The organism is Mycolicibacterium parafortuitum, from assembly GCF_010725485.1.
Taxonomy (GTDB): domain Bacteria; phylum Actinomycetota; class Actinomycetes; order Mycobacteriales; family Mycobacteriaceae; genus Mycobacterium.
The window spans coordinates 234,780-253,699 of the sequence record NZ_AP022598.1; the positions used below are offsets into that span (position 1 = coordinate 234,780).

At 69.6% G+C, this 18,920-nt stretch carries 24 protein-coding genes; 3 read left to right on the top strand and 21 right to left on the bottom strand.

The features are described 5' to 3' along the window. Window positions 1-29: 29 nt before the first annotated feature. From NTM_RS01075 to NTM_RS01085, 3 genes are read left to right on the top strand one after another with little or no spacing between them, the layout of a single operon-like run. Entirely contained in the window at window positions 30-956 is a 927-nt protein-coding gene (locus tag NTM_RS01075) for an SAM-dependent methyltransferase (RefSeq protein ID WP_163765181.1), read from the top strand. A 19-nt stretch (window positions 957-975) separates the two neighbouring features. After that, entirely contained in the window at window positions 976-1,911 is a 936-nt protein-coding gene (locus NTM_RS01080; RefSeq protein WP_104862921.1) for an SAM-dependent methyltransferase, read from the top strand. Beyond that, window positions 1,908-2,807, top strand: a complete 900-nt coding sequence (locus NTM_RS01085; RefSeq protein ID WP_104862920.1) for a class I SAM-dependent methyltransferase — start codon at window positions 1,908-1,910, stop codon at window positions 2,805-2,807. The genes NTM_RS01080 and NTM_RS01085 overlap by 4 nt, the downstream gene beginning before the upstream one ends. Before the next feature lie 4 nt (window positions 2,808-2,811). Here NTM_RS01085 and sppA read toward each other — a convergent pair whose 3' ends face one another. The 21 genes from sppA to NTM_RS01190 all read right to left on the bottom strand — a co-directional run bounded on the left by sppA (window position 2,812) and on the right by NTM_RS01190 (window position 18,789). Then, window positions 2,812-4,584 (bottom strand): signal peptide peptidase SppA, encoded by a 1,773-nt coding sequence (gene sppA, locus NTM_RS01090; RefSeq protein WP_104862919.1) that lies wholly within the window; start codon window positions 4,582-4,584, stop codon window positions 2,812-2,814. Between the two features lie 30 nt (window positions 4,585-4,614). Beyond that, window positions 4,615-4,965 carry a DUF732 domain-containing protein gene (locus NTM_RS01095; protein WP_104863215.1) on the bottom strand — a complete coding sequence of 117 codons (351 nt, stop codon included), beginning with the start codon at window positions 4,963-4,965 and terminating at the stop codon, window positions 4,615-4,617. A 149-nt stretch (window positions 4,966-5,114) separates the two neighbouring features. Continuing rightward, the gene (rplO, locus tag NTM_RS01100) at window positions 5,115-5,558 is read right to left on the bottom strand and encodes a 50S ribosomal protein L15 (RefSeq protein ID WP_104862918.1); all 444 of its coding nucleotides are present in this window, start codon (window positions 5,556-5,558) and stop codon (window positions 5,115-5,117) included. Window positions 5,559-5,560: 2 nt separating this feature from the next. Then, on the bottom strand, window positions 5,561-5,740 hold the full coding sequence (rpmD, locus tag NTM_RS01105) for a 50S ribosomal protein L30 (protein ID WP_104862917.1): 180 nt from the start codon (window positions 5,738-5,740) through the stop codon (window positions 5,561-5,563). Between the two features lie 2 nt (window positions 5,741-5,742). Continuing rightward, the gene (gene rpsE, locus NTM_RS01110) at window positions 5,743-6,411 is read right to left on the bottom strand and encodes a 30S ribosomal protein S5 (protein ID WP_024446213.1); all 669 of its coding nucleotides are present in this window, start codon (window positions 6,409-6,411) and stop codon (window positions 5,743-5,745) included. Window positions 6,412-6,436: 25 nt separating this feature from the next. Next, window positions 6,437-6,853 carry a 50S ribosomal protein L18 gene (gene rplR, locus NTM_RS01115; protein WP_104862916.1) on the bottom strand — a complete coding sequence of 139 codons (417 nt, stop codon included), beginning with the start codon at window positions 6,851-6,853 and terminating at the stop codon, window positions 6,437-6,439. 3 nt (window positions 6,854-6,856) lie between these two features. After that, window positions 6,857-7,396, bottom strand: coding sequence for a 50S ribosomal protein L6 (gene rplF / locus NTM_RS01120; protein WP_104862915.1), 540 nt, complete (start codon window positions 7,394-7,396; stop codon window positions 6,857-6,859). A gap of 14 nt (window positions 7,397-7,410) precedes the next feature. Beyond that, a complete protein-coding gene (gene rpsH / locus NTM_RS01125; RefSeq protein WP_043405799.1) occupies window positions 7,411-7,809 on the bottom strand; it encodes a 30S ribosomal protein S8 in 399 nt (132 codons plus the stop codon). 99 nt (window positions 7,810-7,908) lie between these two features. Next, complete coding sequence (locus NTM_RS01130; protein WP_011778599.1) at window positions 7,909-8,094, bottom strand: type Z 30S ribosomal protein S14; 186 nt, start codon at window positions 8,092-8,094, stop codon at window positions 7,909-7,911. Between the two features lie 4 nt (window positions 8,095-8,098). Next, a complete protein-coding gene (rplE, locus tag NTM_RS01135) occupies window positions 8,099-8,662 on the bottom strand; it encodes a 50S ribosomal protein L5 (RefSeq protein ID WP_104862914.1) in 564 nt (187 codons plus the stop codon). Then, a complete protein-coding gene (gene rplX, locus NTM_RS01140) occupies window positions 8,662-8,979 on the bottom strand; it encodes a 50S ribosomal protein L24 (protein ID WP_163765182.1) in 318 nt (105 codons plus the stop codon). Before rplX ends, rplE begins: the two co-directional genes overlap by 1 nt. Next, window positions 8,980-9,348, bottom strand: a complete 369-nt coding sequence (rplN, locus tag NTM_RS01145) for a 50S ribosomal protein L14 (protein WP_003892852.1) — start codon at window positions 9,346-9,348, stop codon at window positions 8,980-8,982. Between the two features lie 175 nt (window positions 9,349-9,523). After that, window positions 9,524-10,870 (bottom strand): amidase, encoded by a 1,347-nt coding sequence (locus NTM_RS01150; RefSeq protein WP_163765183.1) that lies wholly within the window; start codon window positions 10,868-10,870, stop codon window positions 9,524-9,526. Next, the gene (locus tag NTM_RS01155) at window positions 10,867-12,396 is read right to left on the bottom strand and encodes a permease (protein WP_104862911.1); all 1,530 of its coding nucleotides are present in this window, start codon (window positions 12,394-12,396) and stop codon (window positions 10,867-10,869) included. The genes NTM_RS01150 and NTM_RS01155 overlap by 4 nt, the downstream gene beginning before the upstream one ends. 168 nt (window positions 12,397-12,564) lie before the next feature. Beyond that, on the bottom strand, window positions 12,565-12,996 hold the full coding sequence (locus NTM_RS01160; RefSeq protein WP_104862910.1) for a RidA family protein: 432 nt from the start codon (window positions 12,994-12,996) through the stop codon (window positions 12,565-12,567). Beyond that, on the bottom strand, window positions 12,986-14,542 hold the full coding sequence (locus tag NTM_RS01165) for a gamma-glutamyltransferase family protein (protein ID WP_179964023.1): 1,557 nt from the start codon (window positions 14,540-14,542) through the stop codon (window positions 12,986-12,988). Before NTM_RS01165 ends, NTM_RS01160 begins: the two co-directional genes overlap by 11 nt. 38 nt (window positions 14,543-14,580) lie before the next feature. Further along, window positions 14,581-14,943 carry a Rieske (2Fe-2S) protein gene (locus NTM_RS01170; protein WP_104862908.1) on the bottom strand — a complete coding sequence of 121 codons (363 nt, stop codon included), beginning with the start codon at window positions 14,941-14,943 and terminating at the stop codon, window positions 14,581-14,583. A 22-nt stretch (window positions 14,944-14,965) separates the two neighbouring features. Continuing rightward, window positions 14,966-16,408 (bottom strand): aldehyde dehydrogenase family protein, encoded by a 1,443-nt coding sequence (locus NTM_RS01175; RefSeq protein WP_163765185.1) that lies wholly within the window; start codon window positions 16,406-16,408, stop codon window positions 14,966-14,968. Then, complete coding sequence (locus NTM_RS01180; RefSeq protein ID WP_104862906.1) at window positions 16,405-17,631, bottom strand: NAD(P)/FAD-dependent oxidoreductase; 1,227 nt, start codon at window positions 17,629-17,631, stop codon at window positions 16,405-16,407. The genes NTM_RS01175 and NTM_RS01180 overlap by 4 nt, the downstream gene beginning before the upstream one ends. Next, the gene (locus NTM_RS01185) at window positions 17,631-17,990 is read right to left on the bottom strand and encodes a Rieske (2Fe-2S) protein (protein ID WP_104863214.1); all 360 of its coding nucleotides are present in this window, start codon (window positions 17,988-17,990) and stop codon (window positions 17,631-17,633) included. The genes NTM_RS01180 and NTM_RS01185 overlap by 1 nt, the downstream gene beginning before the upstream one ends. Window positions 17,991-18,069: 79 nt before the next feature. Continuing rightward, window positions 18,070-18,789, bottom strand: coding sequence for an iron-containing redox enzyme family protein (locus NTM_RS01190; RefSeq protein WP_104862905.1), 720 nt, complete (start codon window positions 18,787-18,789; stop codon window positions 18,070-18,072). Window positions 18,790-18,920 lie beyond the last annotated feature (131 nt).

Genomic DNA, 18,920 nt, shown 5'->3' on the forward strand with positions numbered 1-18,920 from the left:
TAATAAGGCCGAGTACTGAGGATTCACCCATGCCACGTACCGAGAACGACACCTGGGATCTGGCCTCCAGCGTCGGCGCGACCGCCACGATGGTGGCCGCGGCCCGCGCGGTCGCGACCAAGGCCGACAACCCCGTCATCGACGATCCGTACGCCGAACCCCTCGTGCGCGCGGTCGGCGTCGACTTCTTCACCAAGATCGCATCCGGCGAGTTGACGGCCGCCGACCTCGACGCCAACGACTCCGGACGGTCGCCGGTCGGGATGAGCCGCTTCGCCGACGGGATGGCCGCCCGCACCCGGTTCTTCGACGACTTCTTCGCCGCCGCGTGCGCGGCGGGTATCCGGCAGGCCGTCATCCTGGCCTCGGGGCTCGATGCCCGCGGATACCGCCTCGCCTGGCCGCAGGACCTGAGGCTGTTCGAGATCGACCAGCCCGAGGTGATCGCGTTCAAGAAGACGACACTGGCCCAGCTCGGTGCCGCACCGACGGCCGACCTGAAGACCGTCGCGATCGATCTGCGCGGCGACTGGCCTGCCGCGCTGGCCGCCGCCGGGTTCGACGCGAGCGCGCCGACGGCATGGATCGCCGAGGGACTGCTCGGCTACCTGCCACCCGACGCACAGGACCGGCTGCTGGACACCATCGGTGAGTTGAGCGCGCCCGGCAGCCGTCTCGCCGTCGAGGCGGTGCCCTCCCACGACGTCGCCGACCAGGACGAGCTGCGCGAGCGGATGAAGGAGTCGACCGATCAGTGGCGCAGCCACGGCTTCGACCTCGACTTCTCCGAGCTGGTGTTCCTCGGGGAACGCGCCGAGGTCCCCGCGTACCTGCGCGAGCGCGGCTGGAGCGTCGAGGCCACGCCGACCAACGACCTGCTGCGCCGCTACGGGCTGGAGCCGCTGGACAGCGACGAGGGCTTCGCCGACGTCGTCTACGTCGACGCGACGCGATAACGCGCGTAAGGGAGCCGAGATGGCGCGCACCGAGGGCGACACCTGGGACCTGGCCACCAGCGTGGGCGCGACGGCGACGATGGTCGCCGCCGCCCGGGCGGTGGCGAGCGGCGACCCTGATCCGCTGATCGACGACCCGTACGCCGCGCCACTGGTGCGCGCCGTCGGGATCGAGTTCTTCACCAGGATCGTCGACGGCGAACTCGACTACTCCGAAGGGGACGACTCGGGCGTCGGCCGGCTGATGACCGACGTGATGGCCGTGCGGACCCGGTTCTTCGACGATTTCTTCGCCGCCGCGACGGCGGCCGGCATCCGGCAGGCCGTGATCCTGGCCTCCGGCCTGGACTCGCGCGCCTACCGGCTGGACTGGCCGGCGGGCACCGCGGTGTTCGAGATCGATCAGCCCGCGGTGATCGGATTCAAGACCGCGACGCTGGCAGGGCTCGGCGCCGTGCCCGCGGCGCTGCTGCACACCGTCGGCGCCGACCTGCGCGACGACTGGCCGGCGGCGCTGCGGGCCGCGGGCTTCGATCCCGGCGCCCCGACGGCATGGATCGCCGAAGGGCTGCTCGTCTATCTGCCGCCCGACGCCCAGGACCGGCTCTTCGACGACATCGACCGGCTCAGCGCGCCAGGCAGCAGGCTGGCCACCGAGTACCACCCCGACGCGGGCGCCGGCATCGGCGAACGCGCCCGCGCCCTGCGCGACCAGTGGCGCAACCAGGGTTTCGACAGCGGCATCCCCGACGTCGCCGACCTGTTCCAGCCCGGCGAGCGCACTCCCCCGGCCGAGCAGCTCGGCGCGCTGGGCTGGGATGTCACCGCGTCTCGGCGGCCGGAAGTCTTCGCGCGCTACGGCAGGAGCCTCGACGTGCCGGACACCCTCGGGACCCTGCGAGACTCGATGGCACTGGACGCGATCAAGACACCGCACGGAAAGGACCAGCCATGACACGCACCGACGGAGACACCTGGGACCTCGCGACGAGCGTCGGCGCGACCGCGACGTCGGTGGCGGCATCCCGCGCGCTCGCCTCCCGCGAACCGGACGCGCTGTTCGACGACCCGTACGCCGGACTGCTCGTCGAGGCGGTCGGGCTGCCGCATTTCGTGAAGGTGGCCCGGGGCGAGATCGACTTCGAAGGCGACCCGCTGTTCGGCGCCCGGCAGGCGATCGACCAGATCTCGGTGCGCACCCGCTACTTCGACGACTTCTTCGCCCGGGCGGCCCAGGACGGGATCCGGCAGGCCGTCATCCTCGCGTCGGGACTGGACACCCGCGCCTACCGGTTGCCGTGGCCTGAGGGCACCGTCGTCTACGAGATCGACCAGCCCGCGGTGATCGAGTTCAAGACCCGGGTGCTCGCCGACGCGGGCGCCACACCGGCCGCCGAACGCCGCACCGTCGGTATCGACCTGCGCGACGACTGGGCCACCGCACTGCGCGACGCCGGTTTCGACCAGGACCGCCCGACCGCGTGGATCGCCGAGGGACTGCTGATCTACCTACCGCCGGAGGCGCAGGACCGGCTGTTGGACACCGTCACCGCGCTCAGCGCGCCGGGCAGCCGGATCGCGACCGAACACATGGATCCCAAGGCGCTGACCGGTGACTGGGCCAAGGCGATGACCGAGCGGGCCCAGCGGCACGGCAGTGACATCGACCTGACGAAGCTGTTCTACAGCGGCGAGCGCAGGACCGCGACCGAGCACCTGAGCGCGGCGGGCTGGCAGACGACGGTGCTGACGAGCAACGAGGCCTACGCCGCCCACGGGCTGGAACCGGTCCGTGACGAACTGGTCGCGATGATCGGCGACTCCGGTTACCTGACGGCTGTGCGCGTCTGAGGACTTACGAGAAGCGGCTCTCCCCTAGCCACAGCGCGTTGACGCCGGTGAGTGAGCGCTGCGTCTGATCGACCACCTCGGCCAGCGAGCGGATCGCCAACCCGCCCACCAGTTCCGTCAGCGACGCCGCCGCGGGCTGTGACGACGGCTTAGGACGCAGGACGTCCCGCAGCGACGCACTCGGCAGGTACTGCAACCCGACCTTGGTGTGCTCGTCGATGCCCGCCAGCGCCTTGGCCCGCCGGATCGCGGTGCGCAGTCCGCCGAGCTCGTCGACGAGCCCACGCTCGTGCGCGTCCGCACCGGTCCACACCCGGCCGCGGGCCACCTTCTCGACGGCCTCGACGGTCATGTCGCGGCCGGCGGCGACGCGTTCGAGGAAGTCGCGGTAGAACAGCTCGGCCTCGGCGGACACCTGCGCGTGCTGCTCCTCGGTGAACGGCGCGTTGATCGACCACGCGTCGGCGTTGGCGTTGGTCTTCACCGAATCCGATCCGACCCCGAGCCGGTCCTTGAGGTCGCGGGCGACGAACTTGCCCGTCACGACGCCGATCGAGCCGGTGATGGTGGCGGGGTTGGCGACGATCGCGTCGGCGGCCATCGACACGTAGTAACCGCCCGACGCCGCGACCGCGCCCATCGACGCGACCACCGGTGTACCGCTCTCGCGGGTACGGACCACCTCGCGCCAGATCGTCTCCGACGCGGTGACCGATCCGCCGGGGCTGTCGACGCGCAGCACCACGGCCGCGACGTCGTCGTCGGCGGCGGCCTCGCGCAGCGCGGCAGCGATGGTGTCCCCACCGGCATTCGTGCCGCCGCGCGGCGACATCTGCCGTCCACCCCGCCCGCTGACGATCGGGCCCGCCACGGTCACCACCGCGATCCGCTGCCGGTGCTGCAGGCCCGGAACCGACGGGCGCTTGGTGCGCGCGTAGCGGTGCAGGTACAGCCGGGGGGCCTCGTCGTCCTCACCCGCATCGTCGGCGGCGGCTCTCTTTGCGCAGGCCAGTTCCTCGATCCGGGCGTACGCCTCGTCCCGGAATCCGACGCGGTCGATCAGCTTCGCGGTGACGGCGTCGTCGCGCAGCAGCGGCGCACGGTCGGCCAGCGCGTCCAGCGCCGCGGCGTCGATGCCGCGGGACCGGGCCACCGCCTCCCATACCTGCGTGCGCAGCCCGGTGACCAGCGCGGTATCTGCCTCGCGGTGCGGTTGGGTGTAGCTGTGCTCGGTGAACAGGTTCGGCGCGGACTTGTACTCACCCATGGCGATGAACTGGGCCTCGACACCGAGTTTGTCGAGCGCGTCGCGCAGGAACAGCGCGTTGGTGGCGAAGCCGACCAGGCCGACCGTGCCCGACGGCTGCATCCACACCTCGCCGAACGCCGAGGCCAGGTAGTAGGACAGCGTGCCGGGGTAGGTCTCGGCCCACGCCAGCGACGGCTTCTTCGCGGTGAACGCCTCGATCGCCTCGCGCAACTCCTGCACGGGCCCGGGCGGGGCCGCGTCGATCTGCACCCGCGCGATCAGACCTGCCACGCGCGGATCGTCGGCGGCGCGGTGCAGCGCGGCGATCGCCTCCCGCAGCAGCAGCGGCCGGCCCGCGCCGTTGAGCAGTGCGACCGGGTCGAACCCGGCGGACTCCGGCGGGGCGGTGCGCAGATCCAGCTCGAGGATGCAGCCGTCCGGAACGCCCTGGTGACGAGCGGTGTCGACCTTACGGGCGAGTTGGCGGACCTCGTCGAACCCGGGCACGCCGGACAGCAGAGCGAACATGCTTCGAGCGTACCGACGGGTCGCGGGAGGTCAGCGGCCGATCAGCCGGCCCCACTGAGGGCAGTAGACGTACGAGGACGCCCGCATCAGGCCGACGGCCTGCTCCTTGGTGATGTTGGCGTTCTTCGACAGCGTGCCGACGACGCCGCGCACCGCGGGCGCCGGGTTCGGATTGCCCTGCAGACCCGCGGTGAGCATGTCGCACACGCGCTGGCCGACCGCCTTGAGGTCCTGATCGGGTGAGTGCGGGATGCCGATCTGGTCGATGTACGCGGCGAAGCGCTCGTCGGGCGAATCGGCATGGGCGGGCGCGAGGCCGCCGAACATGGCGAAACCGGCGGCGATCAACGCGGCGGTGACGGTTCGACGGTGGCGGGTCATCGGCATTACTCCTCGGAGGGTGTCGGCATGCGAAGTGTAGATCGTCTTCGCAGTTCGTGCCGTTACGGCAGATGCACCTCACAAACGCAGAAACCCCCGCCGGGGCGGGGGCTTCTGGTTGAACGCGGGGGTTCTCGGTTGTCGAGCTCCTACAGTTCGGTGGCCGAACCGCCTGCGGCGGTGATGGCCTCGCGGGCGCTGCCGCTGAACTTGTGCGCGGTGATGTCGATCTTGGCGGTCAGCTTGCCGTCGCCGAGCACCTTGACGAGCACGTTCTTGCGAACCAGGCCCTTGGCAACCAGCTCGGCCACACCGACGGTGCCACCCTCGGGGAAGGCCTTGTTGATGTCGCCGACATTGACCGGGGCGTACTCGGTGCGGAAGCGGTTACGGAAGCCCTTGAGCTTCGGCAGCCGCATGTGGATCGGCATCTGGCCGCCCTCGAACGTCACCGGGACGTTCTTGCGGGCCTTGGTGCCCTTGGTGCCGCGACCGGCGGTCTTACCCTTGGAGCCTTCACCACGACCCACCCGGGTCTTCTTGGTCTTCTCCCCGGGAGCCGGCTTCAGATCGTGAAGCTTGATCGGAGCCATGTCTATACCTCCTCGACCGTGACGAGATGGTGCACGGTGTTGATCAGGCCGCGCGTCTGCGCGTTGTCCTCGCGGACCACGGACTGACGAATCTTGCGCAGCCCGAGGGTCCGCAGCGTCTCACGCTGCTTCCAGCGCGCACCGATGGTGCTGCGCACCTGGGTGATCTTGAGCTCTGCCATGGTTACGCCGTTCCTTCACGCGCTGCGCTGGCGGCCAGGGCCTCGGCCTCGCGACGAGCCCTGAGCATGCCCGCGGGCGCTACATCCTCGATAGGCAGGCCACGGCGAGCCGCGACCTCTTCGGGACGCTGCAGCAGCTTCAGCGCGGCAACGGTGGCATGCACCACGTTGATCGCGTTGTCGCTGCCCAGCGACTTGGCCAGGACGTCGTGCACCCCGGCGCATTCCAGCACCGCGCGGCAGGCACCGCCGGCGATGACGCCGGTACCCGGGCTTGCCGGACGCAGCATCACGACACCGGCCGCGGCCTCACCCTGAACCGGGTGGGTCACGGTGCCGCCGATGAGCGGCACGCGGAAGAAGTTCTTGCGCGCTTCTTCGACGCCCTTGGCGATGGCGGCGGGAACTTCCTTGGCCTTGCCGTAGCCGACACCGACCATGCCCTTGCCGTCGCCGACGATCACCAGCGCGGTGAAGCTGAACCGGCGACCGCCCTTGACCACCTTGGAGACGCGGTTGATCGTGACCACGCGCTCCAGGTAGTTGCTCTTCTCGCGGTCGTCACGACCGCCCCGGCCGCCGCGATCGTCACGGCGGCCACGGCCACCGCGATCGTCACGGCCGCCACCGCGATTGTCCTGCGCCGAACCGGCGCCAGCCTGCTCGGCCATCATGCAGTCCTCTCGTTGACAGTCATCAGAATTTCAGCCCGCCTTCGCGCGCAGCGTCGGCCAGTGCCGCGATCCGGCCGCCATAGGTGTAGCCACCGCGGTCGAACACGACCTCTTCGATGCCCGCAGCCTTGGCGCGCTCTGCGATCAGCTGCCCGACCTTGGCGCTGGCGGCCTTCTTGTCGCCGTCGGTCGCCCGCACGTCGCCCTCGATCGAGGACGCGGCAGCCACCGTGACGCCGTCGAGGTCGTTGACCAGCTGCACGTGGATGTGCCGCGACGACCGGTTGACCACCAGACGCGGACGGTCGGCGGTGCCGGCGACCTTCTTGCGCAGGCGTGCGTGCCTGCGCAGCCGCGAGGTGCGGCGCGTCTCGGAGACGTTCTTGCCCACCGGTGTGTGGCCGGCAGCTTCTTGCTTGGTGTTGGTCTTGGTAGCCATCTACTACTTACCCGTCTTTCCGACCTTGCGACGGATCTGCTCGCCCTCGTAGCGGATTCCCTTGCCCTTGTAGGGATCGCTCTTGCGGAGACGGCGGATGTTCGCCGCGATCTGGCCGACCGCCTGCTTGTCGATACCGGAGATCGAGAACTTCGTCGGCGTCTCGACCGTGAAGGTGACACCCTCGGGTGCGTCGATCAGCACCGGGTGGCTGTAGCCGAGGGCGAACTCCAGGTTGCTGCCCTTGGCGACCACGCGGTAACCGACGCCGAAGATCTCCATCTTGGTGGTGTAGCCCTCGGTCACACCGGTCACCAGGTTGGCGATCAGCGTGCGGGACAGCCCGTGCAGCGAGCGGTTGCGCCGCTCGTCGTTCGGGCGGGTGACCAGGATGGCGCCGTCTTCGTTGCGCGAGACCTCGATGGGCTCGGCGACATCGAGCGTCAGCGTCCCCTTGGGACCCTTGACGGACACGTGCTGTCCGTCGATCGTCACATCGACCCCGGCAGGAACCGGGACCGGCTGCTTTCCAATGCGCGACATGTCTTATCTACCCCTCACCACACGTACGCGAGAACCTCGCCGCCGACACCCTCGCGGGAAGCCTGGCGGTCGGTCCTCAAGCCGGACGACGTGGAAATGATGGCCACACCGAGCCCGCCGAGCACGCGCGGCAGGTTGGTGGACTTGGCGTACACCCGCAGACCGGGCTTGCTGACGCGGCGGAGGCCGGCGATGCTGCGCTCACGGCTGGGGCCGTACTTGAGCTGCACCACCAGCGACTTGCCCACGCGAGCATCCTCGGTGCGGTAATCGCTGATGTACCCCTCCGCCTTCAAGATCTCGGCGATGTTCGCCTTGATCTTGCTGTGCGGCAAGGTCACTTCGTCGTGATACGCCGAGTTGGCGTTGCGCAGACGTGTCAAGAAGTCTGCGATCGGATCCGTCATGGTCATGACAGCCGGTTCACCTTTCTCGCGGCGGTTCCCACTGGGTTGAATACCAATCGGGGCCTACCGCAACATGTTTCGCTTGTGGTCTGTGGTTTCCGGCTGCTACCAGCTGGACTTCTGGACGCCCGGCAGTTCGCCGGCGTGCGCCATTTCGCGGAGGCAGATGCGGCACAGGCCGAACTTGCGGAACACCGCGTGCGGGCGACCGCACCTGTTGCAGCGCGTGTAGCCACGCACCTTGAACTTCGGCTTCTTGTTGGCCTTGTTGACCAGAGCCTTCTTTGCCATGTGCTCAGTTCTCCTTGAACGGGAAGCCGAGCGCCCGCAGCAGCGCACGTCCCTCGTCGTCGTTCGTCGCCGTGGTGACGACGGTGATGTCCATGCCACGGGGCCGGTCGATGCTGTCCACGTCGATCTCATGGAACACCGACTGCTCGGTCAGACCGAACGTGTAGTTGCCGGTTCCGTCGAACTGCTTGGGGCTCAGCCCGCGGAAGTCGCGGATACGCGGCAGCGAGATCGAGATCAGGCGATCCAGGAACTCCCACATGCGGTCACCGCGCAGGGTGACCCGGGCGCCGATCGGCATGCCCTCGCGAAGCTTGAACTGCGCGATGGACTTGCGGGCCCGGCGGATCTCGGGCTTCTGGCCGGTGATCAGCGTCAGGTCGTTGACCGCGCCGTTGATCAGCTTGGCGTCGCGGGCGGCGTCGCCGACGCCCATGTTGACGACCACCTTGGTGACGCCGGGGATCTGCATCACGTTCGCGTAGCCGAACTCCTTGAGCAGCTGCTCACGAATCTCTTCGCGGTAGCGCTGCTTCAAGCGCGGGAGGGTCTTCTCAGCTGTGGTCATCAGAGATCCTTGCCATTGCTCTTGGCGATCCGAACGTTCTTGCCGGTCTCCTCGTCCTTGCGGAAGCCGACGCGGGTCGGCTTGCCGTCGGAGTCGATCAGCATCACGTTCGACACCGAGATCGGCGCCTCCTGCGTCACGATGCCGCCGGAGGCCGCGCCACGCTCGGTGCGCGATTCAGGGGTGTGCTTCTTGATGCGGTTGACGCCCTCGACCAGCACCTTGTTGCGGTCGGGGTAGGCCACCAGCACCTTGCCCTTGGCGCCCTTGTCCTTGCCCGAGATGACGAGCACGGTGTCGCCCTTGCGGACCTTCATCTACAACACCTCCGGGGCGAGCGAGACGATCTTCATGAACTTCTTCTCACGCAACTCGCGCCCGACCGGCCCGAAGATGCGGGTGCCGCGCGGATCGTTGTCGTTCTTAATGATGACGGCGGCGTTCTCGTCGAACTTGATGTAGCTGCCGTCGGCACGGCGACGCTCCTTGACGGTGCGCACCACGACGGCCTTGACCACGTCGCCACGCTTGACGTTGCCGCCGGGGATGGCGTCCTTGACCGTCGCCACGATGACATCACCGATGCCCGCGTAGCGCCGCGACGAGCCACCGAGCACGCGGATGCACAAGATCTCCTTGGCGCCCGTGTTGTCGGCGACCTTGAGCCGCGATTCCTGCTGAATCACTAGATCTCCTCGACCTGGGTTTGTAATGCACGCCAGATACCGACCTGGTCATGCGCGGTCTTTGTCACCCAAAGAGCACGCAGGGTTTTCTCAAAACGACACGAGATAACCGAGGTCTGCCCTAGGCAACCGTTACATACTAGGTGAGCTCGGGGAATGCTCCAAATCGCCGGGATCAGCCGCCGGGGTACCGACGGTGATGGGTTGTCGCACGCTGGTAGGCGGCGGCGACGGACAGCACCGTGGGCACGTCGCGGCCGACGACCTGCAGGCCGACGGGCAGGTCGCCGTCGACGGTGCCACAGGGCACCGTGACCGCCGCCAGCCCGCACCAGCTGAACGGCCCGCACAGCCGCATCAGGGGTTCGATGACACCGGCGCGGCCGTCGGCGCCCGGGGCGTATTCGCATTCGGCCGCCGTCGGCGCCGGGATCGGCGTGGTGGGCAGCACCAGAGCGTCGAAGTCGACCATCCCGGCGCGCAGCCGTTCTTCGAGCCGCTGCAGTTCGTCGACCGCCTCCGCCCGTGCGGCCGGGGTGATGCGCTCGGCCTTCTCAAGGTAGCCCGCCACCTCCTCGCCGTAGTCCGCGCGCCGGTCGGGGTAGCGGCCGGACGCCCGGTGCACGTCGAGGAAGTCCGCGAGCACGTACACACCGCGCGGCGCACTCCACGCCGTGAACGGGGGCACGGCCGCGGGTGCGGTCGCGGCCCCGGCGTCGGCCAGCACGCCGATCGCAGCGGCGACGGCCGCGCCGATGCCGTCGTGTACCTCGCCCATGTCGGCGTGCATCAGCGTGCCGATGCGCATCCCCGTGACCGAGTCGCGCAGTGGACACGGCCGTCCGGAGAGGACCTCGTACAGCAGGGCCAGATCGAGCGCGTCGCGGGCGATGGGGCCGCAGGTGTCCAGCCGCGGCGAGAAGGGCAGCATGCCGTCGACCGGGACGTCGCCCGGCACGGGACGCAGCCCGGACACCCCGCACAGCGCCGCCGGGACGCGAATGGATCCCCCGGTGTCGGTGCCGAGCGCGGCGAGGCACTGCCCGGAGGCGACGGCCGCGGCGGACCCGCCGCTCGACCCACCCGGAATGCGTTGCGGATCCCAGGGATTGCGGGTCGGCGGGGTGACGACGCCGTGGGCGAACTCGTGGGTGTGCGTCTTACCGAGGACGAGGGCGCCCGCGGCGCGCAGGCGGGCCACCGCGGGTGAGTCTGCGCTCACGGGCTCGGCGTCGGTGGCTCGCGAACCGCCGCGGGTCGGATAGCCGGCGACGTCGATGACGTCCTTGACGGCCACCGGCACCCCGTGCAGCACACCGCGGTGGCGGCCCTCGCGTGCCTCTTCGGCGAGGCCGACGGCGGCGTCGCACACCTGCTGCTCGTCGAACGCGGCGAACGCCCGTACCAGCGGATCGACCGCCCTGATCCGCGCGAGCGTGTCCTCCAGCAGGTCGACCGGTGTTGTTGCGCCGCACCGGATCTGTTCTGCAGCGGCCCGGACGCTGACGTCGGCGGCGTTCACCACAGCACCGCGGCGACCACGACGCTGAGCAGCAGACCGGTCACCACCGGTACGAACAGCCGGCGCGCCAGCGTCGTCACCGGAACCCCGGTGAAGCCGGCGACCGCGATCAGCGACGACCAGATGATCAGCGTGCCACCGCCGGTCCAGCCGGCCGCGTTCTGGGCGATCGCGGCGAACGTCGCGGTGTGCTCGGTATTTGCCCCGGCGAGCGCATCGGCCAGCCCGCCGGTGAACGGCAGACCCGTCCAGCCTGAGCCGTCGAGTCCGATCAGCATCCCGGCGACGAGCATCGCGAACATGATCAGCACCGGGTTGTCCGGGATGAAGCGTCCACCACTGAGGATGATGTCGAACAGGAACGACGGCGGATCGGCGTCCTCGGGCAACAGCATGATGCGGCCGGCGAAGTCGGAGATGCCGATCAGCACGAAGCCGGCGACCGGAATGACGGCGCCCATCGCCCGGAAGGCGAAGACCAGCCCGTCGACGAAGTGCGACCCGACCTGCTCGACCCCGTCCCTGCCGCGGGTGATCAGGGTCAGCGCCACGGTGAGGACCAGCGCGAGCCCACCCACCAGCGCCGCGCCGTGGCCGCTCTCGACGGCGGGCACCCAGTCGGTGACCTTGCCCAACAGCATGTAGCACACCAGCACACCGAACGCGGCCGGCACTGCCACCGCGAAGAGCCGGGTGCGGAAACCCTCGCTCGGAACATCGGTATCGCCGTCTTGGCCCTCGCCCTCGCCGGGCCCGTCTCCACCGGCGCCGGCCACCGGCGGAACCGGCGGTAGCCGCTTGGTCACCAGCGCCGAGCCGACCGCCACCGGCACGTCCTCGATGCGGGCGACGACCGCTCGCTGGTACGGAAGCATGCGCCGGATGCGCTGTACCGCGCCCCCTTTCACGTAGAGCAGGAAGGTGATCGTGATCGCCACGGCGCCCACCACCCAGCTCAGAATCAGGGCGCGGTCGGCGATCATGTCCGCCGGGATACCGGCTCCGCTGGCCGACAACCCCGGGGCCACACCGATGACGTAGTCGGAGGCCAGTGCCATCCCCTGCCCCGCGATCGCGATCGCCATCGCGGCCGCCAGCGGGGGCAGCCCGGCGCGGATCGCGGCGGGCAGGAGGAACGGGGCGATGAGCGCGAGCGCCGGCGTCGGCCACAACACCATCGACAGCAGGTAGGTGACGACGATGAGGACGAAGTAGGACACCACCCCGTTGGTCATCAGCCGGGCCAGGGGCGCGATCATGCGCTGTTCGGCGCCAACGGTTTTCATCGCGCCGATCATCGCCATGACGGCGGCCAGCACCAGGAAGATGTTGAGGAACTCCGTCAGCGCCACCGCCGACGCGCTGAAGACGCTGCCGATCCCGTCGAGTACATCGCCGCTGTAGACCCAGGTCGTCAGGAAGGTCGCGATGATGGCGGGCACCAGGACGCTCTTGCGCGCGATCATGAAACCGATCAGGGATACGACTCCGGCCAGATAGACCCAGTGCGCAGCGACGAGTTGCATGCTCTCTCCGAAGTGTCAGATGGCGAAGGGGCGGTTCGGCAGGCGCGCGGAGTCGCGTGCTGTTACCGACATCACAGATCGACGATATGGTGTTTCACAACACAAAGACAAAGGGCACTTTGGCTCAGGTGTCCGGCCGGTGCTGGGCACCTTGCACCGCAACAGGACTCAGAGCGGCGCCGCGACGAGTTGCACCTCGACCGGGGCGCCGGAGGGCAGCGTGGCGACACCGATCGCGCTGCGGGCCGGCAGCGTGCCGGGTCCGAGTGCTGCGACGATCGCCGCCGACGCCCCGTCGGCGACCGCCGACAGTTGGGTGAAACCCACCGCGGCGGCAACGTAGACGGTCATCTGCAGACACCGCAGGCCGGTCGACTCGTCGGGCAGCACCGCCCGCGCGGCAGCCAGTGCATTGCTTGCCGCCAACCCTGTTGCCGCGTAGGCCTCCTCGAGAGACACGGTATCGCCGACGAGTCCCGTGACGGTGAGCCGGCCGTCGATGCGCGGCGTCATCCCGGCGGTGTAGATCGTCCCGGCGTGCAGCACTGCGGCAACGTAATCACCCTGCGGCGCGGGCGAACTCGGATGTTCACTCGACACCGATCGCGACGCCCTCCTGGCGGGGGTCGGCGGCGCCGAGCAGGACTCCGCGCTCGTCGCGGCTGATCACCTGGGCGCTACCGTCGGCGCCGAACGCGGGCTGGACGACGATCTGGTGCCCGCGTGCGCTCAGCTCGTCACGCACCGACTCCGGCAGGGCCGCCTCGATCCGCAGTTCGTCGGGCGAACCGAGCACGTCGGCATCCGAGCCGGGGAAGACCGTGAACCGCGGCGCGGAGACCGCCTCCGCCGGGTCGAGCCCGTGGTCGAGCAGGTGGGACAGCAGTTGCATGTTCCACTGCACCTGGCCGTCGCCGCCGGGGGTGTTGCCGATGTGCAGGAGGTCGCCGTCGTCGTCGGTGACGAGCCAGGCGTTGAGCGTGTGCAGCGGTTTGCGCCGCGGCATGACCTCGTTGGGATGACCGGGGAACAGGTAGGCGCCGCGGCCGAGCCGGTTGTTGAGCACCACACCGGTGCCCGGGACGGTGAACTTCGCCCCGAAGGTGAACGCCAGCGAATGGATGAAGCCGACGGCGCGGCCCTCGCTGTCCACCGCGACCGTGGAGGTGGTGTCCCCGGCGCCGACGGTGAACGCCTGCGCCCCGACCACCCCGCGCGCCAGCATGTCCCGTTGCGCCGAGATGTGCTGCGCGGACAAGATTTCCGACACCGCGGTGTTGTCGCCGCCGCACAGTTCGAGCCGGTCGGCGAACGCCAGCCGGGCCGCGCCGGCGAACCGGTCGATCGCCTCCGCCGAGAGCCACGGCGAGAACCCGACGACGCCGTCGCAGAGTGCGGCCTGCTGCAGCACCATCCAGCCGGGCGTCGGGAGCGGGGTCTGGTGCACGGTGGCACCGGCGTAGCGGCCGGTCAATGCGGGAGCGGGCGAGACCTGTCCGGTGGCCGCCCATTCGGCGCCGCTGAACGGCGCTCCGCCGGCCTGCAGGGCGGCCACCGCCTGCTCGGCGAACTGCCCGGTGTAGAAGTCCTGTGGATCGGCCGCCAACCGGCGGATGGTGCGCGCCAGGTCAGGTTGGCACAACCGGTGCCCGACGTGCGGGGCCATCCCGCCGGCGGCGAACACCGAGGCCAGTCCTTCGTCGGCGTGAAACGCGTTGAGCGCCAACGACACGTCACCGGCGGTCTTGGCCGAACACGGCAGTCCGCGGTCGGCCATCCGGGCCGCCGGTTCCCACAGTTCGGTCAGCGGCCGGCTGCCGCCGTTCGCGTGCAGCGCGGCCAGCGCGGCGGGCGCGCCGGGCACCGCGACCGCGAGCGGCCCGTCGAGCGGCACCGCCGAGAGCCCCTGCTCACGATAGAAGTCCGAGGTGGCCCCGTCTGGGCCGTAGCCGGAGCCGCCGACGGTCCAGACCCGCCCGTCCGGCTCCCGCACGATCACGAACGCGTCACCGCCGATACCGCACTGCCCGGGCAGCACCAGCCAGGTGACCGCGGCCATCGCCAGCGCCGCGTCGATCGCGTTACCGCCGTCGGCCAGCACCCGGGCACCGGCGAACGTGGCGGCGGGATGGCTGGAGCTGACCATCCCGCCCGCCGACAGCGCGGGCGGACGTGGCGCCGGGTTCACGACACGCCCTTCTTGAGGCGGCGGCGCCGCGGGCCCGACGGCTCGTCGTCGGGGTCGACGCCGACGAAGATCTCGCCGTCGCGCTCCTCCACCGGGTAGGTCTTGATCGGCTCGGTGGCCGGCGGGCAGATCGGCTCCCCGGTCTCCAGGTCGAATGCGCTTCCGTGACAGGAACACCCGATGCCGTCGTCGACGAGTTTGCCCGACGACAGCAGGCAGTCCAGATGCGTGCAGTAGTTCGAGCACGCGTAGGCCTTACCGTTGAGGCGGGCCACCGCGAACTCGTGATCCCCGGCGAAGAACCGTCGAACGATGCCCTCCGGGACCTGGCCGGAGCGTGCGACTCGTTTGAATTCCATGGTGTTTCCTTGCTCGGGGCCGTCAACCGGCCGGGGTGAGGTAGACCGTCTTCTCCAGGGTGTAGAACTCCATCATCGACGCACCCGCCTGCTCTTTGAACGTCTGCGTGCTGGAGGCCTTGTAGCCGCCGAAGGGTGCGTTCGAGGCCATCCCGGTGGTCGGCTGGTTGATCTTGACCAGGCCGCTCTGCGACCGGTGCGCGAAGTACGTCGCGGTGGTGAGATCACGGCTGACCACCGCGGCACTCAGGCCGTACGGCGTGGCGTTGGCCAGTTCGATCGCCTCGTCGAGGGATCCGGCCCGCTGGAACGCCACCAGCGGTCCGAAGACCTCCTCGCGCACGATCCGCATATCGGGTGCGGTGTCGGTGAACACCGCGGGCCGCACGAAGAAGCCGGGTCCGTCCACGGTCCCGCCGCCGCAGCGCAGAACCGCGCCCTCCTCGCGGCCGATCCGCACGTACTCGAGGAACTTGTCGCGCTGAGCGGCGCTGGCCAACGGCCCCATGTCGACTCCGGGGGTGTGGCCCGGGCCGACCCGCAGCGCTTCGGTTCTGGCCAATACCCGCTCCAGCACGGCGTCGTACACCGCGTCGAGGGCGATGACGCGACTGGTGCCCGTGCACGCCTGCCCGCTGAGGCCGAACGCGCCCTTGACGATCAGCGCGGCCGCCTGGTCGACGTCGGCGTCGGCGGCCACCACGACCGGGTTCTTGCCGCCCATCTCCAGCTGCGCCCGCCGTTGCGGCCCCATCTGACGGTGGATCAGGTTGCCGACCTCGGTGGAGCCGGTGAACGTGACCGCGGCGACCCGTTCGTCGGCGGTGACCGCCGCACCCGCGGCGCCGTCGCCCTGCACCAGCGCGATCGCGGCGGGCGGCAGTCCGCCGGCGAGCAGGGCCTCGACGAGGCGCTGCCCCATCAGCGGGGTGATCTCGGACGGTTTGAACAGCACCGCGTTCCCGGCCGCCAGCGCCGGTCCGAGCTTGCGCGACGGGATGTTGAGCGGGAAGTTCCACGGCGTGATCGCCCCGACGATGCCGACCGGTTCGCGCAGCGTGAACACCAGGTTGTCGCCGGCGGCGGGGTAGGTCACCCCGGCGGTGCGGGTGGCCTCCCCGGCGTAGTACCGAAGGTTGGCCGGTGTCCGGGTGACTTCCATGGTGGCCTCGGCGGTGGTCTTGCCCTCCTCCCGGACCAACTCGGAGATCAGCTCATCGGCCCGCGACTCCAGTTGCGCCGCAGCCTTTTCCAGTACGGCGGCGCGACGCTCGGGGCTGGTCGCGGCCCATTCGGCGGCGCCCTTGTCCAGCGCGTCGACCGCGGTCGCGACGTCGGCGGGCGCCGATGCCGGGAACACTCCGATGACGTCGTCGCGGTCGGCGGGATTGCGCCGGGTGAAGGTCTCCCCCGACTGCGCGGGCACCCACTGCCCGTCGATGAAGTTCGCTCCCCGGTGCGTCATGACGCCACCTCCTCGGTCTCGGTGAGATCCCACAGTTCGGCGTCGGGATCGGCCAGCAGACCGACATCCACACTGCGGCCGAGCAGTTCGCGCGCCACCATGATGTCCTCGCCACGGTCGACGGTGAAGGCGCCGACCAGGGCGCCGTCCGCGAGATAGAACGCGGTGAAGTCCAGCGCGTCGGCATTCCCACGCACCACGATGCTGCCGGTGGCCTCACCGAGGAACTGCAGGTTGTGCTCGTACTGGTCCGACCAGCACCACATCGCCTCGTCGGAGGTCACGTCGCGGCCCATCATCACGTTGGCCACCGCGGCGCCCTGCTTGTTGGCGTTGTCGAAGTGTTCGTGGCGGACGTGGCGCCCGGCGCGCTGCGAAAACCGCCGTGCGACATCGCCTGCGGCGTAGACGTTGGGCATCGACGTGCGGCCCTGGGCGTCGGTGACGATTCCGCCGTCGACCGTCAGGCCCGAGGCCACCGCGACCTCGACCGAGGGCGTCATGCCGATGCCGATCAGCACGGCGTCGAACTGCAGGGGTGTCCCGTCGCGCACTTCCACCACCACCGCATCGTCGGTGGTGCGCAGGGCCGTCACACAAGCGTTGGTGCGGATGTCGACACCGCGGTCACGGTGCATCCGGGCGCACACCTCGCCGATGCCCTGACCGAGGACCGCCGCCAGCGGTGCGGTGCCGGCCTCGAGCACGGTCACCGCGGCGCCGCTCGACACCGCGGCGGCGGCGATCTCGAGGCCGACGAAGCCGGCGCCGATCAGCCCGAGCCGCAAGCCCGGCGCCAGAGTCCGGCGCAACCGGCGGGCGTCGTCGATCGTGCGCAGGTGATGGACGAGGTCGGGCCGCGGGCCGGGCACCGGAAGAGTGCGCGGGCGGCCGCCGGTGGCCAGCAGCACCGCGTCGGCGCGCAGCGAGTGGCCGTCCGCGGTCTCGACGGTGCCCGTCGCCGCATCGACGCGCGTGACCGTGCGGCCGGTCTGGATCTCGATGTCGTTGGTGGCCAGCCACTTCTCGGGAAGGATGGCCAAGTCGGCGAAATCGTCGTCGCCGCTGAGGAATTCCTTCGACAGCGGAGGCCGCTGGTAGGGCATGTGCGGTTCGTCGCCGATCAGCACCACCCGGCCCTCGTAACCGCGGCGGCGCAGGGTCCGCGCCGCGACGGCGGCGGTCTGGCCGGCCCCGACCGTGACGATCGTCGGCTTGTTCATCACTGAGTCTCTCTCTCGTCGGATCCGGTCGGCAGTGCCGCGACGGTCCGCGGCACCGGGTCGATGTAGATGGTGTCCGCGTCGACGCGCACCGCGAAGGTGGGCTGGCAGCGGTCCTGGCTCTCCTCGTATCCGGTGTCCAGGTCGAATTGCCACTGGTGGCCCGGGCAGATCACCTTGTCGCCGAGCAGCGTGCCCTTGAACAGCGATCGGTCCTGGTGCACGCAGAGGTCGTCGAACGCGTAGACCCGCCCGGCGGCGTGGAACAGCACGATCGCCCGGCCTTCCACCTCGACACGCATCTTGCGCCGACGCGCCAGTTCGGTGGTGGTGCCCACCGCAACCCATTCCGCGGTCATCAACGATCCCTTCACATTTCACGGCAGGCCACGGCGCGCCGGTGCGTCTTTCGACGACCGGCGCGCCGCACCGCTCACCTCAGACGCCCGCCGGCTCCAGATCGGCCGCGACGTAGTAGTCGTAGAGCCCCTTGGTGTAGGAGAAGCGCATCTCGGCGCCCCACTGGACCAGCTGCAGGCACCGCTGCTGCAGCGCCGGGGTGTCGGCGTGGTCGAGCACGATCTGGTAGCCGCGCTCACCGTGCACCACGTCGGAGGTGATGTGCAGGTCGAAGAACTCGATCTCGTCCTCGGTGAAGCCGTACACCTCGCGAAGCGGCACGATCTGCTTGGTGTAGATGCTCGGCACCTGCGACTCCAGCCCGACGACCAGTGCCGCGGTGGCGACGACGAAGTGCTCGCGCTGCGAGACCGCGTAGCACCAGGCCTGCAGCCCGCGGGTGATCGGGTTCATGTTCGAGGGGTCTTCGATCCGCTCCTTGGTGGTGCCACAGGCCTCACCGAACTTGATCAGCAGATCGGTGTGCCGGATGTCGGCCAACTCCTCCTCGTACATGTTCTGCAGCGTGAAGTCCTTCGCGCCGGTGAACTCGTCGGGGGTGTTGGAGTAGATGTTGGCCAGGTAGTCGGCGAACGGGCCGACGTAGTGGTAGTGGTTCTCGGCCCACCGGGCGAAGTGGTCGCGGGTCAGGGTGCCCTCGGCCCAGGCCCTCGAGAACGAGGCGTTCTTGGCCTCGCGGCCCTTGATCGCGTTCTCCAGGGCGGCGCGGAACTCGTCGCGTCCCAGCAGTTCGGTCATGGATTCGGTCCTTTCGGTGTGTTCACCAGGTGCGGTCGATCTGAGGCTGCGGAGCGCCGCAACGATGCGAAATGCTCACTGCAGCAATGACGTTAACCAGCGTTGCGGCGCGGTGACCATGGACAACTTCA

What these genes read in the sequence shown, in the direction of transcription:
- NTM_RS01075 (WP_163765181.1), top strand. Translation starts at nt 30, where the DNA reads ATGCCACGTACCGAGAACGACACCTGGGATCTGGCCTCCAGCGTCGGC.
- NTM_RS01080 (WP_104862921.1), top strand. Translation starts at nt 976, where the DNA reads ATGGCGCGCACCGAGGGCGACACCTGGGACCTGGCCACCAGCGTGGGC.
- NTM_RS01085 (WP_104862920.1), top strand. Translation starts at nt 1,908, where the DNA reads ATGACACGCACCGACGGAGACACCTGGGACCTCGCGACGAGCGTCGGC.
- sppA (WP_104862919.1), bottom strand. Translation starts at nt 4,584, where the DNA reads ATGTTCGCTCTGCTGTCCGGCGTGCCCGGGTTCGACGAGGTCCGCCAA.
- NTM_RS01095 (WP_104863215.1), bottom strand. Translation starts at nt 4,965, where the DNA reads ATGACCCGCCACCGTCGAACCGTCACCGCCGCGTTGATCGCCGCCGGT.
- rplO (WP_104862918.1), bottom strand. Translation starts at nt 5,558, where the DNA reads ATGGCTCCGATCAAGCTTCACGATCTGAAGCCGGCTCCCGGGGAGAAG.
- rpmD (WP_104862917.1), bottom strand. Translation starts at nt 5,740, where the DNA reads ATGGCAGAGCTCAAGATCACCCAGGTGCGCAGCACCATCGGTGCGCGC.
- rpsE (WP_024446213.1), bottom strand. Translation starts at nt 6,411, where the DNA reads ATGGCCGAGCAGGCTGGCGCCGGTTCGGCGCAGGACAATCGCGGTGGC.
- rplR (WP_104862916.1), bottom strand. Translation starts at nt 6,853, where the DNA reads ATGGCTACCAAGACCAACACCAAGCAAGAAGCTGCCGGCCACACACCG.
- rplF (WP_104862915.1), bottom strand. Translation starts at nt 7,396, where the DNA reads ATGTCGCGCATTGGAAAGCAGCCGGTCCCGGTTCCTGCCGGGGTCGAT.
- rpsH (WP_043405799.1), bottom strand. Translation starts at nt 7,809, where the DNA reads ATGACCATGACGGATCCGATCGCAGACTTCTTGACACGTCTGCGCAAC.
- NTM_RS01130 (WP_011778599.1), bottom strand. Translation starts at nt 8,094, where the DNA reads ATGGCAAAGAAGGCTCTGGTCAACAAGGCCAACAAGAAGCCGAAGTTC.
- rplE (WP_104862914.1), bottom strand. Translation starts at nt 8,662, where the DNA reads ATGACCACAGCTGAGAAGACCCTCCCGCGCTTGAAGCAGCGCTACCGC.
- rplX (WP_163765182.1), bottom strand. Translation starts at nt 8,979, where the DNA reads ATGAAGGTCCGCAAGGGCGACACCGTGCTCGTCATCTCGGGCAAGGAC.
- NTM_RS01155 (WP_104862911.1), bottom strand. Translation starts at nt 12,396, where the DNA reads ATGCAACTCGTCGCTGCGCACTGGGTCTATCTGGCCGGAGTCGTATCC.
- NTM_RS01165 (WP_179964023.1), bottom strand. Translation starts at nt 14,542, where the DNA reads ATGGTCAGCTCCAGCCATCCCGCCGCCACGTTCGCCGGTGCCCGGGTG.
- NTM_RS01170 (WP_104862908.1), bottom strand. Translation starts at nt 14,943, where the DNA reads ATGGAATTCAAACGAGTCGCACGCTCCGGCCAGGTCCCGGAGGGCATC.
- NTM_RS01175 (WP_163765185.1), bottom strand. Translation starts at nt 16,408, where the DNA reads ATGACGCACCGGGGAGCGAACTTCATCGACGGGCAGTGGGTGCCCGCG.
- NTM_RS01180 (WP_104862906.1), bottom strand. Translation starts at nt 17,631, where the DNA reads ATGAACAAGCCGACGATCGTCACGGTCGGGGCCGGCCAGACCGCCGCC.
- NTM_RS01185 (WP_104863214.1), bottom strand. Translation starts at nt 17,990, where the DNA reads ATGACCGCGGAATGGGTTGCGGTGGGCACCACCACCGAACTGGCGCGT.
- NTM_RS01190 (WP_104862905.1), bottom strand. Translation starts at nt 18,789, where the DNA reads ATGACCGAACTGCTGGGACGCGACGAGTTCCGCGCCGCCCTGGAGAAC.